General features: G+C 72.5%; 10 protein-coding genes. 2 read left to right on the top strand and 8 right to left on the bottom strand.

What is annotated here, in order from left to right:
• Positions 1-113 precede the first annotated feature (113 nt).
• The 3 genes from ACZ6RT_RS12410 to ACZ6RT_RS12420 all read right to left on the bottom strand — a co-directional run bounded on the left by ACZ6RT_RS12410 (position 114) and on the right by ACZ6RT_RS12420 (position 3,505).
• Positions 114-914 carry a class I SAM-dependent methyltransferase gene (locus ACZ6RT_RS12410; RefSeq protein ID WP_399187655.1) on the bottom strand — a complete coding sequence of 267 codons (801 nt, stop codon included), beginning with the start codon at positions 912-914 and terminating at the stop codon, positions 114-116.
• A 45-nt stretch (positions 915-959) separates the two neighbouring features.
• Positions 960-2,360, bottom strand: coding sequence for a cellulase family glycosylhydrolase (locus ACZ6RT_RS12415; RefSeq protein ID WP_470153432.1), 1,401 nt, complete (start codon positions 2,358-2,360; stop codon positions 960-962).
• A 359-nt stretch (positions 2,361-2,719) separates the two neighbouring features.
• The gene (locus tag ACZ6RT_RS12420) at positions 2,720-3,505 is read right to left on the bottom strand and encodes a DeoR/GlpR family DNA-binding transcription regulator (protein WP_399187651.1); all 786 of its coding nucleotides are present in this window, start codon (positions 3,503-3,505) and stop codon (positions 2,720-2,722) included.
• Between the two features lie 148 nt (positions 3,506-3,653).
• Between ACZ6RT_RS12420 and ACZ6RT_RS12425 the strand changes: the two genes are divergently transcribed.
• Positions 3,654-4,523: an SIS domain-containing protein gene (locus ACZ6RT_RS12425; RefSeq protein ID WP_470153434.1), complete on the top strand. Its 870-nt coding sequence runs from the start codon at positions 3,654-3,656 to the stop codon at positions 4,521-4,523.
• 71 nt (positions 4,524-4,594) lie between these two features.
• Here ACZ6RT_RS12425 and ACZ6RT_RS12430 read toward each other — a convergent pair whose 3' ends face one another.
• The 3 genes from ACZ6RT_RS12430 to ACZ6RT_RS12440 form a co-directional block, all read right to left on the bottom strand.
• Positions 4,595-5,770 carry an NAD(P)/FAD-dependent oxidoreductase gene (locus ACZ6RT_RS12430; protein ID WP_470153435.1) on the bottom strand — a complete coding sequence of 392 codons (1,176 nt, stop codon included), beginning with the start codon at positions 5,768-5,770 and terminating at the stop codon, positions 4,595-4,597.
• A 175-nt stretch (positions 5,771-5,945) separates the two neighbouring features.
• Positions 5,946-6,911, bottom strand: a complete 966-nt coding sequence (locus ACZ6RT_RS12435; RefSeq protein WP_399187645.1) for a TIGR03557 family F420-dependent LLM class oxidoreductase — start codon at positions 6,909-6,911, stop codon at positions 5,946-5,948.
• A gap of 153 nt (positions 6,912-7,064) precedes the next feature.
• Complete coding sequence (locus ACZ6RT_RS12440; RefSeq protein ID WP_470153437.1) at positions 7,065-8,405, bottom strand: NAD(P)/FAD-dependent oxidoreductase; 1,341 nt, start codon at positions 8,403-8,405, stop codon at positions 7,065-7,067.
• A 356-nt stretch (positions 8,406-8,761) separates the two neighbouring features.
• Here ACZ6RT_RS12440 and ctaD point away from each other — a divergent pair, with 356 nt between their 5' ends.
• The gene (gene ctaD / locus ACZ6RT_RS12445; protein ID WP_470153604.1) at positions 8,762-10,426 is read left to right on the top strand and encodes an aa3-type cytochrome oxidase subunit I; all 1,665 of its coding nucleotides are present in this window, start codon (positions 8,762-8,764) and stop codon (positions 10,424-10,426) included.
• 96 nt (positions 10,427-10,522) lie between these two features.
• Here ctaD and ACZ6RT_RS12450 read toward each other — a convergent pair whose 3' ends face one another.
• Positions 10,523-11,503, bottom strand: coding sequence for an MBL fold metallo-hydrolase (locus ACZ6RT_RS12450; RefSeq protein ID WP_470153439.1), 981 nt, complete (start codon positions 11,501-11,503; stop codon positions 10,523-10,525).
• A gap of 51 nt (positions 11,504-11,554) precedes the next feature.
• Positions 11,555-12,805: an epoxide hydrolase family protein gene (locus tag ACZ6RT_RS12455; RefSeq protein WP_470153441.1), complete on the bottom strand. Its 1,251-nt coding sequence runs from the start codon at positions 12,803-12,805 to the stop codon at positions 11,555-11,557.
• Positions 12,806-12,842 lie beyond the last annotated feature (37 nt).

Raw genomic sequence — 12,842 nt, forward strand, 5'->3', positions numbered from 1 at the left:
GCGGGACGCGGCCGTCGCATCCGCGGCCGTGCTCCGGTACGTACGTTCTCGGGTTCGTTCCGACGTCGATCGGCGCCACCCGTTTTTTGCGCCTGCCCGTCGTGAACCGGGACTCACCCCGTCCCGGCGGCCACTCCCCGTACCGCCCAGGCCCTGGCGGAGAGGTGGACGGAGCCGTCCGGCCGGACGGGCAGGCGGGTGCGCAGGAGATCGCGCAGGGCGTCGCGGTGCTCGTCGTCCAGGGACGCGACGTACCCGGGGGCCGCTCCCTGCCCGCCGAGGAACGGCGTCCAGTAGTCGTCGAAGTCGGCGAACACCGTCGGGACCTCGATCGCCCGTACCGTCACCTCGCGCAGGCCGGCGTCCGCCCACAGGCGGCCGAGGGGCTCGGGACGGCAGAGGGGGAAACGCCGCATCTCGTCGGAGGCGGCCGTGTCCGGGCGGAGGGCGACGGCGGCGTCCCAGAAGTACCGCATCATGCCCATGCCCTCGGCGTAGTCCCAGACGTAGGCGGCGACCACACCGCCCGGCGCGGTGACCCGGGCGAACTCGGCCGCGCTGCGCCGCGGGTCGGGCGTGAAGTTGAGCGCCAGGCCGCTCACCACGGCGTCGAGACGACGGCCGGGCAGCGGCAGTGATCCGGCGTCGCCGGCGCAGAAGGCCGACCGGACGTCGACGATCCGGGTGCGGGCGTGGGACAGGAACCCCTCGGAGGTGTCCACGCCCAGGACCCGCACGGGATCCGTCATGGCCAGGACCGTCTCGGTGAGGGCCCCGGTGCCGCAGCCCACGTCGGCCCATCGCCGGCCGGTGGGCACGTCCAGCCACCGGAGGAACTCCTCGGCGACGGGACGGCTCCACCGGCCGACATAGGCCTCGTACGCGTCACCGACCACCCATGTGTCACGCCTCATACGAGGAGACGATACGACGGTTCGGCGACGGGGACGGGCCGGGTATCAGACCGCCTGGCAGGAGCCTCCGTTCAGGGCGAAGAAGGTGGGTTCGGCGGTGTTGCCGGTGTGGGTGGCCTGGAAGCCGATGGTGACGGAGCCGCCCGGCGCGAGGGTGCCGTTCCAGCCGGCGTTGGTCGCGGTGACCTGCGAACCGGTCGCCGCGTACGACGCGTTCCAGCCGTTGGTGAAGGTCTGGCCGGAGGGCAGGGTGAACGCCAGCCGCCAGCCGTTGATCGCCGAGCCACCGGTGTTGGTGATCGTGACGCTGGTGGTGAACCCGCTGTTCCAGGAGTTCATCACGTACGCCACCCGGCACGAGCCTCCCGGGCTCGGCGTCGGGGTGGGGGTGGGCGTCGGGGTGGGCGTGGGAGTGGGGGTGGGAGTGGGGGTGGGGGTGGGGGTCGGGGTGACGCCACCGTAGACGGTGGCCTCCCTGGCCGTGGCCTTGATGCCGTTGGCGCCGTTGAAGATCCGCTGACCCCAGGTGGTGAGCCGGGCGGGGTCGAAGTCGACCGCCATGTCCAGGATGGGATCGGTGTTGCCGCTCCAGGACCAGGCGAGGTAGCCCAGGCCCCGCGACACCGCCTCCGACAGCAGCGTCTCGTGGTCCACCTCACCGGCGTTGAACCGCCAGCCGAACTCGCCGATGACCAGCGGCCACCCGTTGGCCTCGAACCGGTCGAGGTAGTCGGTGATCGACGCGGCGGTGTTGAACACGGCGTACATGTGGATGGACAGCACGGTGTTGCGCAGGGTGTCGGCGTCCAGGACCGTCTGGGCGTTGTCCCGCATGACGTACTGCCAGTCCTGGCCCCAGTTCGGCGCGTCGACCATCAGCAGGTGCTGGAAGCCGTTGGCGCGCATCTTCTTGATGGCGGCGGTGGTCGCGCCGGTCCACTGGGCGGCGTTGGTGTTGCCGATCGGCTCGTTGCCGATGTTGATGACGACGTGGTTCTCCTGGCCGACCAGCGCGCTCTTCTGGCTGATCCAGTAGTCGGCGGCCTCGTCGAGCGAGGCGGCCGCGCCCTCCTCGCCGTACCCGGTGGTGTCGTGCACCTCCAGGACGCAGATCAGCCGGTTCTGCTTGCACAGGGAGATCACGTCGGCGACGTCGTTGGACGGCCCCCACCGCTTGCCGGTGCCCAGCACCACGCGCACGGTGTTGGCGCCCAGCGCCTTGACGTCGGCGAACGACGAGGTCCGGCCCGTGTACCAGACGTGCGGGTGGTTGACCCCGCGCATGATGAACTTCTGGCCGTTCGCCTCGACGATGTCCGTGCCGCTGATGCGGAGCCCCACGGCCGCATGCGCGGGCTGAAGGCCCGTGAGCATGACGGCGCACAGGGCTACGGCCATGGCGACGAGTGCCGCGCCGGCCGTGGAAAGCCGCCGTATGGATCCCATCGAATCTCCTCGCTGGTTCTTCGCAACGGCCGGCGACGCGTCGACGACCGAGGGCCTGGTGGAAAGCCCCCCAGAATGTAGGCAGCGCCACCGGAGCTGTACAGCCGCCGCCGCGCCGCCCTGCCGCGCCCCGTGCGCCCCGTCCGTCTCCCCGGCCGTCACGGCGGTGCTGAGCTGGCCGGACCCCTCCATGACACGACGGTGACGATCCGTACGGGACCTCCCGGGACTCGTCCGGTCATGAAAATTCCACGTGGGAGGGGGCGGACGCGCCGGTGGGCACGGGGTGGCGCCGCCCGGACGGAGGGCGTGCAGCCGGGGGACGGTTCAGACGATCGGGTTCACCGGGGCGAGGCCGGTCAGGTACGGACGACCTCGATCCCCGCGTCGGTGAAGCGCCGGACCGTCGCGTCCGGGGCCTCGTCGTCGGTCACGAGGACGTCGATGTCCTCGCACGGGCAGATCCGGGCGAACGCCCGCATGCCGAGCTTGGAGGAGTCGGCCACGACGACCACCCGGGCCGCACGGGAGGCCATCAGCCGGTTGACGCCGGCCTCGCCCTCGTGGTGGGCGAACGCGCCGTGCTCGGGGTCGAGCGCGTCCACGCCGAGGATCGCCAGGTCCAGCGAGATCTCCCGCAGCACGCCGTCGGCGAGCGGCCCGATGAGCTCGTACGAGGCGGGCATGGCGACGCCGCCGACGACCACCAGCTTGACGTGCCTGCGCACGACCAGCTCGCCGGCGATGTTCAGGGCGTTGGTGACGAGGGTGAGAGCCGGCTCGCCGTCCCGGCGGCGCGGATCGGCACCGGTGGCCAGGCAGCGGGCGACCTCGGTGGTGGTGGTGCCGCCGTTCAGCCCGACGACCGCGCCCGCCGGGACCAGGGCGGCCGCGGCCGTGGCGATCCGGTGCTTCTCGGGCGCGTGCCTGGCCGCCTTGTACTGCAGCGGCAGGTCGTAGGAGATCGCGTTGACGACGGCGCCGCCCCGGGTCCTGGTCAGCATCTGCTGGCGGTCCAGGTGGTCGAGGTCGCGGCGGATGGTGGCGGCCGACACCCCGAGCTCGCCGGCCACGGCGTCGACCTCGACCCTGCCGTCCCGCGCCAGGATCGCGAGCAGCGCGTTCCACCGGTCATGGCTCGTCATGGGTGCCCTCCTCGCCCTCCTCGCCGTCCCCGCCCGTGCCGCGGTTCCGCCACGCGAAGCGTACCGAGCATCGGAACACCTCCACTTGCTCATCGATGCTCGAACATGGCATCTTGCAAGCATCTACGAGCATCAACGGGAGGCGTACGTGACGCACGGCCTGCGGGAGATCGCGAGCCAGCCCGAGTGCTGGCGGCAGGCGCTGGAACTCGGCGCGGCGGACCCGGCGGGCCTGCCGGAGACGGGCGAGCGCGTCGCCGTGATCGGGTGCGGGACCTCGCTGTACATGGCGCAGGCGTACGCGACCCTGCGCGAGCGGGCGGGTCAGGGGGAGACCGACGCCTTCCCCGCCTCGGAGCTGCCGCCGCGGCGCTACGACCGGCTGGTGGCCATCACCCGCTCCGGTACCACCACGGAGGTGCTGCACGCCCTCGGCGCCGCGGGCGACGTCCCCACGGTCGCCCTCACCGCCGACCCCGCGACCCCGGTCTCGGCGGCGGCGAGGACCGTGATCGCGCTGGAGTTCGCCGACGAGCGCTCCGTGGTGCAGACCCGGTTCGCCACCTGCGTTCTCGCGCTGCTCCGCGCGCACCTGGGGCAGGCGCCCGACGACCTGGTCGCGCAGGCCGAGACCGCGCTCGCCACGCCGCTGCCCGAGGGGGCGCTCACCCGGCGGCGCTTCACCTTCCTGGGCCGCGGATGGACCGGCGGCCTGGCGAGGGAGGCCGCACTGAAGCTCAGGGAGGCCGCCCTGGCCTGGTCGGAGGCCTACCCGGCGCTGGAGTACCGGCACGGGCCGATCAGCCTCGCCGACGAGGAGAGCCTGGTGTGGTTCTTCGGCGGTCAGGAGGAGCTGCTGGACGACGTGGCCCGCACCGGAGCCCTGACCACGGTCACCGCGCTCGACCCGCTGGCCGACCTCGTCCGGGCCCAGCGGCTCGCCGTCGAACTCGCCCGGACCCGCGGCCTGGACCCGGACAACCCGCGCAACCTCACCCGTTCGGTGATCCTGCCCTGACGCCCTGACGCCCTGACGCCCTGACGCCCTGACGCCCTGACGCCCTGACGCCCGTGCCGGGGCCGTCACGGTCAGGGCCCGCAGTGCCCCCGGCGCCCCCGGCGACCCCGGACGCCGTTCAGGGCCCAGCGGCGCAGGACGGCCATCGCCAGCGGCACCGGAACCGTCCCCGCCCCGAGGCCCACGTCGACCAGCAGGTCGAACACCTCCTTGCGACGGGCCGCGGTGTCGATCGCCGCGTCGATGAAGCCGGGCGACTGGGAGGCCCTGGCGAGCACGTCGGTGGTCCGCAGGTGCCGCCCGAGGGCCTTGCCGAGGCCGCGCCGGTAGGCGGGCAGCGGATCGTCGGCCGCCCGCATCGCGGCCTCCCCGGCGAGCCGGCCGGAGACGAGCGCGTAGTAGATGCCCTCGCCGGTGAGCGGGTTGATCAGACCGGCGGCGTCCCCGGCGAGCAGCACCCGTCCCGACCCCGGCCCGGGCCTGCCGGGGGAGAGCGGCAGATGGTGGGCGCGCAGGTCACGGGCGCGCAGGTCGGGCAGCAACTCGGCGAGCCGGCCGTGCAGCACCTCGCGGCCCGGCAGGCCGGTGGCGTGCAGCCGGGGCAGCAGCATCCCGTAGCCGATGTTGGCGGTGCCGTCGCCGATCGGGAACGACCACGCGTACGCGGGCCACCCGTCCTGCTGCATGAAGATGGACTGGACGTCGTCGTCGGGGGACACGTCGGCGTAGCCGCGCACCGCGATCGCGGTGTGCCGGTCGGGCGAGGGCGGGACGCCGATGAGGCGCCGCACGGTGGAGTTGGCCCCGTCGGCCGCGACCACGGCGCGGGCGGTGACGGTGCCGTCCAGGACGACGTGGCCGTTCCGGGCGGCGAGCGAGCGGACCTGGTGGCGGCGGACCTCGACACCGCGGGCCCGTGCGGCGTCGACCAGGCGGGCGTCGAAGACCTTGCGGGGGACGACGTGGTTGGGCCGGGCCGAGGTGGCCGAGACGCGTGCGCCACCGGGGGAGACCACCGCCAGGCGCTGCGTCGGCCGGTAGTCGGCGATCAGGTCGGGCAGGCCCAGCAGGGCGAGCTCGTCGCGTCCGTGCGCGGCGATGCCGTCACCGCAGGCCTTGTCGCGGGGGAAGTCGGCCCGGTCCAGCAGGAGCACCCGCGCGTCCGGCCGGAGCTGCCTCGCGCGCAGCGCCGCCGCCGCCCCGGCGGGCCCGCCGCCGACCACCACCAGATCCCAGACGTCGTCCACCCCGCTGAGCCTTCCCCGTACGACCGGGCGGAACCTCTCGCGGGCCCGCGTTCCGCCCGGTGCGCGTCGGGTCCCGGTCGTCGGGTCCCGCTCCCGGGGGCCGGCAGGGGCCGGTCCGCCACGGCCGACGGACACCGGCTCGCGGTACCCGCCGGGTCTCGGTGCCGGACGGTCGTCAGAGGCGGCGCAGCGCGGGCAGCAGTTCCTTCTCCGACCAGTCGAAGAACGCGCCCTGGTGCTCGTGACCGATCTGGACCAGGGCGACGTGGGTGAAACCGGCGTCGGTGAAGGCGCGGACCGCCTCCACGACCGCGTCCACGTCCGAGCCGCACGGCACGCTCTCCGCCACGTCCTCGGGCCGCACGGTCTGCGCGGCGGCGTCGAAGTTGACCGGGGCGGGGAGCTCGGCCATGACCTTCCAGTTGAACACCGACCAGCGCCAGAGCTTGTGAGCCCGCTCCTTGGCGGCCTCGGGGTCGGGGTCGTAGCAGATCGGGAGCTGGCCGTAGACGGGCTTGCCCGTGCCGCCCTCGGCGGCGAACAGGCTCACCAGGCCCGCGTCGGGGTCCGTCGCGACGAGGGCGTCCCCGTGCTCGGCGGCGATCCTGCCCGACCGGCCGCCCGAGGCGGCGATCGCCAGCGGGACGGGCCGGTCAGGCCGGTCGAAGAGCTTGGCCGAGTCGACGTCGAAGTACTCGCCCCGGTAGGTGACGTAGCCGCCCTCGAACAGCTCGCGGATGATCTGTATGGCCTCCCTGAACATGCCGTGCCGGGTGTCGGCCGAGGGCCAGCCCTGGCCCACCACGTGCTCGTTGAGGTTCTCCCCGGCCCCCAGCCCCAGGGTGAAACGGCCCTCGCTCAGCACGCCCATGGTCGCCGCCTTCTGCGCCACCACCGCCGGGTGGTACCGCATGATCGGGCAGGTCACGTACGTCATCAGCGGCAGGCTCCGGGTGGCGTAGGCCGCCGCGCCGAGCACCGACCAGGCGTACGGCGAGTGCCCCATCTCCTCCAGCCACGGGAAGTAGTGGTCGGAGATGACCGCGTAGTCGAAGCCGATCCGCTCGGCCGTGACCACGTCCTCGACCAGCTGCCGGGCGGGCGTCTGCTCGCACATCATCGTGTAACCGATCTTTGCCATACCCGGCTCCCTACCCCGACGCCCGCGCGCATCGCCCGCGGGGCCGACAATTTCGTCCTCTTTTACGCTTCCCCCGCTCGGCGTGGTGAGCCGTCCGGGCCCTTCTTCGGGCCGCTCAGTGCGGTGAGCCGTCCGGGTCCGCCTTCGGGCCGTTCAGCGTGACGAGCCGTCCGGGCCCGACGCCGAGCCGCTCAGCACGGAGGTCCGCTCGGGCTCGCAGCAGGCGAGCGGCACCGCCGAGGCCGGGACCATGTCCAGCTGGACGGTCTGGCGGGGCAGCATGAAGTCCAGCAGCCAGCTCCCGGCGATCCGTCCCCGGCCGTGCGGGACGGCGAGCAGGTGGTAGGCGCGGGTGACGATCTTGGCCGCCAGGCCCGACAGCGGCACGCCCAGCGGGTTCGCGGCCGCTGCGGCGCCGCCCAGGTCGACGAGGAACCCCAGGTCCCCGTGCCGGTACGGCTGCAGCCGCCCGTGCCCGTACGAGGCGGCGATGTTGCGGGCGACGCGCTTGCCCTGGCGTTCGGCGTGCTGGGCGGTCATCGGGGTGTACTCGCCCGGCCGGGTGAGGTCGGGCACCGCGGCCGCGTCGCCGCAGGCGTAGACCCCCGGGTGGCCGGGCACCCTCAGGTACTCGTCGACCAGCAGCCGTCCCCGTTCGGTGGGCAGCCCCAGCGCCTCCACCATCGGGTCCGGTCGCACGCCGACGCACCAGATCAGGGACCGGGTCGGCACGAACTCCCCGTCGGAGAGCCTGACGCCCTCCGGTGTCGCCTCGGCCACACCGGTCCCGGTGCGGATCTCCAGGCCCCGTCCCGTCAGGGTCCGGTGCGCCGTCCTCGACAGGCGCTCGTCGAGCTCGGGCAGGATGCGCGGGGCGATGTCGGCGAGGATCCAGCGTACGGGCTGGTCGCGCAGGTGCGGCCGCGCGTCGCGCAGGTCCAGGGTGAGCAGCTGGCCCTGCGCCGCCACCTCGGTGCCGGTGTAACCGGCGCCGACCACCACGAAGGTGCACCGCGCCCGGCGCTCCTCGGGGTCGGTGGAGGTGTCGGCGAGCTCGATCTGGCGGATCAGGTGGTCGCGCAGGTAGATCGCCTCGGCGATGCTCCGGAAGCCGTGGGCGTGCTCGGCGACGCCGGGCACGGGCAGCAGCTTGTTGACGCTGCCGACCGTGATCACCAGGCGGTCGTAGCCCAGCTCGCGACGCCCTCCCTCGGAGTCGACGCAGGTCACCCGGCGTGCCTGGAGGTCGACGCCCTCCACCGTGGCGAGCAGGTGCCGGACGCCGGGACGGTCGCCCGCCAGCGGGATCGCCACCTTGCGCGGGTCGAGGATGCCCGCGGCGACCTCCGGCAGCAGGGGCAGGTAGAGGAAGTAGTCGGTGGGGTTGATCAGGACGATCTCGACGGCACCCTTGGCGATCCTGGAGAGCGTGCGGACGGCGGTGAAGCCCGCGAACCCTCCCCCGATCACGACGACTCGCTGTCGCTTGGTCATCAGGGTCGCTCCTTTCGACGCTCCGTTTCCAGCGGCGTGCCCTGTATGCCCCCCGGTCAAGCGCGACGGACCGGACCTCCTCGCTTCCGAGGCCCGCCCGTCCCGCCACCGCGGACGATCCGGTACGGGGCCGGTAATCCGCAGGTCAGCGCGCGGGCAAGATGGCCGGGCGAGCGAGTGGGAGCCGTCTCGCGGGGGGATGGCCGGGGGGAGGACGGTACGGAGCGGGGGCCACCCCCGGCCCACCGGCCCGCCGGTCCGGGCGGCGCACCGGCCCGGGACGACGCCGGTCCGACAACGAACGGGTTCGAAGGGGGTGGGCCGTGACGACCTCCGAACGGTCGCGCGAGGAACCGCTGACCTCACCGCTGGCGCCGCGCAGGAGCCCGCCGGGCTCGATCGTCGTGAACTGGCTCACGAGCACCGACCACAAGGTGATCGGGTACATGTACCTCATCACCGCGTTCGGCTTCTTCCTGTTCGCCGGGCTGATGGCCCTGGTCATCCGGGCCGAGCTCGCCCAGCCCGCGATGCAGCTCGTCAGCCAGGAGCACTACAACCAGCTGTTCACCATGCACGGCACGCTGATGCTGCTGCTGTTCGCCACCCCCCTGTTCGCCGGGTTCGCCAACGTGATCATGCCCCTGCAGATCGGCTCCCCGGACGTCGCCTTCCCCCGGCTCAACATGGTCAGCTTCTGGCTGTTCCTGTTCGGCGGGCTGATCGCCAGCTTCGGTTTCTTCACCGACGGGGGCGCGGCCGACTTCGGCTGGACCGGCTACCCGCCGCTGTCGACCGCCGCCTACTCCCCCCAGTACGGCAGCGACCTGTGGATCGCCGGGCTGGTGATGTCGGGCCTGGGCACGATCCTGGGCGCGGTCAACTTCATCACCACGATCATCTGCATGCGGGCCCCCGGCATGACGATGTTCCGGATGCCGATCTTCACCTGGAACACGCTGCTGACCAGCGTGCTGGTGCTGATGGCCTTCCCGGTGCTCGCGGCCGCGCTGCTGGGGCTGGAGGCGACCCGCAGGTTCGGCGCGCACATCTTCGACCCGCGCAACGGCGGGGTCCTGCTGTGGCAGCACCTGTTCTGGTTCTTCGGCCATCCCGAGGTCTACGTCATCGCGCTGCCGTTCTTCGGCATCATCACCGAGGTCATCCCGGTCTTCAGCCGTAAGCCCATCTTCGGCTACATCGGCCTGGTCGGCGCCACCATCGCCATCACCGGCCTGTCGATGACCGTCTGGGCCCACCACATGTTCCCCACCGGCCAGGTCCTGCTGCCCTTCTTCTCCTTCATGTCCTTCCTCATCGCGATCCCGACGGGGGTGAAGTTCTTCAACTGGATCGGCACCATGTGGCGCGGCCACATCATGTTGCAGACCCCCATGCTGTTCGTGATCGGCTTCCTGGTCACCTTCCTGCTCGGCGGCCTGACCGGCGTCATCCTGGCCTCCCCGCCGCTGGACTTCCACGTGCACGACTCCTACTTCGTGGTCGCCCACTTCCACTACGTGGTCTTCGGCACCGTGGTGTTCGCCATGTTCGCGGGCTTCTACTTCTGGTGGCCCAAGATGACCGGCAAGATGCTCAACGAGAAGCTCGGCAAGTGGCACTTCTGGACGCTGTTCGTCGGCTTCCACGCCACCTTCCTGGTCCAGCACTGGCTGGGAGCGCGCGGCATGCCGCGCCGCTACGCCGACTACAGCGACCTGGACGGCTTCACCGGTCTGAACATGGTCTCCTCGGCCGGCGCGCTGCTGCTGGGCGCCTCGACCCTGCCGTTCATCTACAACCTGTGGTACACCGCCCGGCACGGCGAGCGGGTGACCGTCGACGACCCCTGGGGGTACGGCAACTCGCTGGAGTGGGCCACCTCCTGCCCGCCACCACGGCACAACTTCCTGTCGATCCCCAGCATCCGCTCCGAGCGCCCCGCCTTCGACCTGCACCACCCCAGGGCGGCCATGCAGCCGCGCCAGCTCGACCCGACCAAGCCCTCCGAGGAGATCTGACCGCGCTCCGGTACGTCCCGCTGTTTGGGGCCGCGGGACGAGGCCGTACGACCGGGGGCGGGCTCGCCTGGGACGGTGCGGAACGGTAAGGAACGGTCAGTTCGGGGCGGCCGCGCGGCGCAGGGCGATCTCCGTGGTCTCCCGGGGGTAGGGCGATCGGCGTACGGCCTCGGCGGGGGAGAGGAGACCCGCGGCCACCTCCTCGCACAGCCCGGCGAGAGCGGCGATCTCCGCCTGCTGCGCGGTCACGAACGCGCGGTCCACCGGGTCGCCGTGCCCGGGGACGAAGGTGACGACCGGGACGGTGCCTCGTCGGGCCGCGTCCCCGCTCCCGTCCTTCACGTCCCCGCTTCCGTCCTTCACGCCCCCGGTCACGCTCCCGCTTCCGGCCGCGTTCCCGGCTTCGGTCACGGCGCCGGATCCGGGCGTGCCGGGGTCGGGGGTGCCGGGGTCGGGATCGGTGGCGTCGTCGGCGAGGGAGAGCAGGGCGGCGACCGTGGCGGGCCACTCCAGGGGGTAGGCGTCCTCGTAGGCGGGCGGGGCGCCGTTCTCCACGAGGTCACCGGCGAAGACCACTCCGGCGTCCGGTACGTGGACCACCAGGTCGTTGCCGGAGTGACCGCGGCCGAGGTGGGCCAGGACGATCCGGCGACCGCCGACGATCAGTTCCGTCCGGCCGGTCACCAGGTGGTCGGGAGGCACGATCTCGGTCCCCTCGATGTCCGCGGCGACGTCCGGACGTCCCAGGTCCCGGTAGTACCGGGCCCACTCCCGCCTGGCCCGGTCACCGTTACGGATCAGGTCGGCGCGGCAGTCCCGGTGCCCCCAGACCGGGCCGCCGGGGAACGACCGGGTGCCGAAGGCGTGGTCGAAGTGCGAGTGGGTGATCGCCACCGTCCAGGGGGCGCCGGTGATCCGGCGGACCTCGGCGGCCAGCTCGGCCCCCTGCCGCTCGTCCCCGCGCGTGTCGACCACCAGGCAGCCGCCCTCGCCCACCACCAGCCCCACCGACAGGTCCAGCTCGGCGTACCGCCGCACCAGCACCCGGTCGGCCACCTCGACCCATCGTCCTTCCACGGCTCGTATTCTGCCTCGCCCACCGGGCCGGGCACATCAGGTCGGACGATCTCAGCGAAGCTTCGCGAAGAACTCGCGGACGTCGTCGACCAGCAGGTCCGGTGCCTCCATCGAGAGGAAGTGGCCGCCCCGCTCCAGCTCGGTCCAGCGCACCACGTTGTGGTCGCGTTCGGCCCAGCGGCGGATGGTGACGTCATGGGCGGAGACCAGCACGCCGGTCGGCACCGTCCCGCGCTGAGGGGTCCAGCCGCCCCCGTCCCCGCCCCAGCCGGCGTCGTCCGCGGCGGAGGCGTCGTCGGCCGTCCCGCCCCAGGCGTCCGCGGCGGTGTCGTCGGCCGTCCCGCCCCACGCGTTCGCGGAGATCTCCTCGTAGTAGATCTGCGCCGAGGATCCGGCCGTGCCGGTCAGCCAGTACACCGAGACGTCGGTCAGGATGCGGTCGCGGTCCACGCTCTCCTCGGGCAGCCCCTCCTCGGGGTCGGTCAGCTCCTTGAACTTCTCCACGATCCAGGCGAGCTGCCCGACGGGCGAGTCGTGCAGCCCGTACGTCACCGTCTGCGGCCGCTTGGAGTTGCACTGCAGGTAGCCGTCGTTGAAGTTCTCCATCGCCTGCCAGCGTCGCCGCTCGACCTCGGTCAGGCCGTCCATCTCGCCCTCGGCGCCGATGGGGAAGGTCAGCAGGGCGTTGACGTGCATCCCGATCACGCGGTCGGGGGCCTGGGCGCCCATCTGGGGGGCGACCCACGCGCCGGTGTCGTAGCCCTGCACGCCGTAGCGTTCGTATCCGAGCCGCTCCATCAGCCGTACGAAGATCCCGGCCATCCGGGCCGCGTTCATGCCCGGCCCGGCCAGCGGGGTGGAGAAGCCGAAGCCCGGCAGCGACGGGATCACCAGGTGGAAGGCCGTGGCGGGGTCGCCGCCGTGGGCGCGGGGGTCCGAGAGCGGGCCGATGACGTCGAGGAAGTCCGTGACCCCGCCCGGCCAGCCGTGCAGCAGGACCAGGGGGACGGCGTCGGGCTCGGGAGAGCGTACGTGCAGGAAGTGGACGTTCTGCTCGTCGATGGCGGTGACGTACTGCGGGATCCTGTTGAGCGCGGCCTCGTGCTCCCGCCAGTCGTACCCGGTACGCCAGTACTCGGCCAGGTCCCGCAGGTAGGCGACGGGCACCCCCCGGCTCCATCCGACCCCGGGCAGCTCGTCGGGCCAGCGGGTACCGGCCAGCCGCGCCTTGAGGTCGTCGAGCCGGGACTGCGGGACGTCGATGCGGAAGGGGTGCACGTCCTCGTGCGAGGTGTTCGTCATGCCGATGAATCTGTCAGCCGCTTAGGACGGATTCGCT

It is taken from the genome of Streptosporangium sp. NPDC050148, from assembly GCF_055586505.1.

What these genes read in the sequence shown, in the direction of transcription:
- ACZ6RT_RS12410 (WP_399187655.1), bottom strand. Translation starts at nt 914, where the DNA reads ATGAGGCGTGACACATGGGTGGTCGGTGACGCGTACGAGGCCTATGTC.
- ACZ6RT_RS12415 (WP_470153432.1), bottom strand. Translation starts at nt 2,360, where the DNA reads ATGGGATCCATACGGCGGCTTTCCACGGCCGGCGCGGCACTCGTCGCC.
- ACZ6RT_RS12420 (WP_399187651.1), bottom strand. Translation starts at nt 3,505, where the DNA reads ATGACGAGCCATGACCGGTGGAACGCGCTGCTCGCGATCCTGGCGCGG.
- ACZ6RT_RS12435 (WP_399187645.1), bottom strand. Translation starts at nt 6,911, where the DNA reads ATGGCAAAGATCGGTTACACGATGATGTGCGAGCAGACGCCCGCCCGG.
- ACZ6RT_RS12440 (WP_470153437.1), bottom strand. Translation starts at nt 8,405, where the DNA reads ATGACCAAGCGACAGCGAGTCGTCGTGATCGGGGGAGGGTTCGCGGGC.
- ACZ6RT_RS12455 (WP_470153441.1), bottom strand. Translation starts at nt 12,805, where the DNA reads ATGACGAACACCTCGCACGAGGACGTGCACCCCTTCCGCATCGACGTC.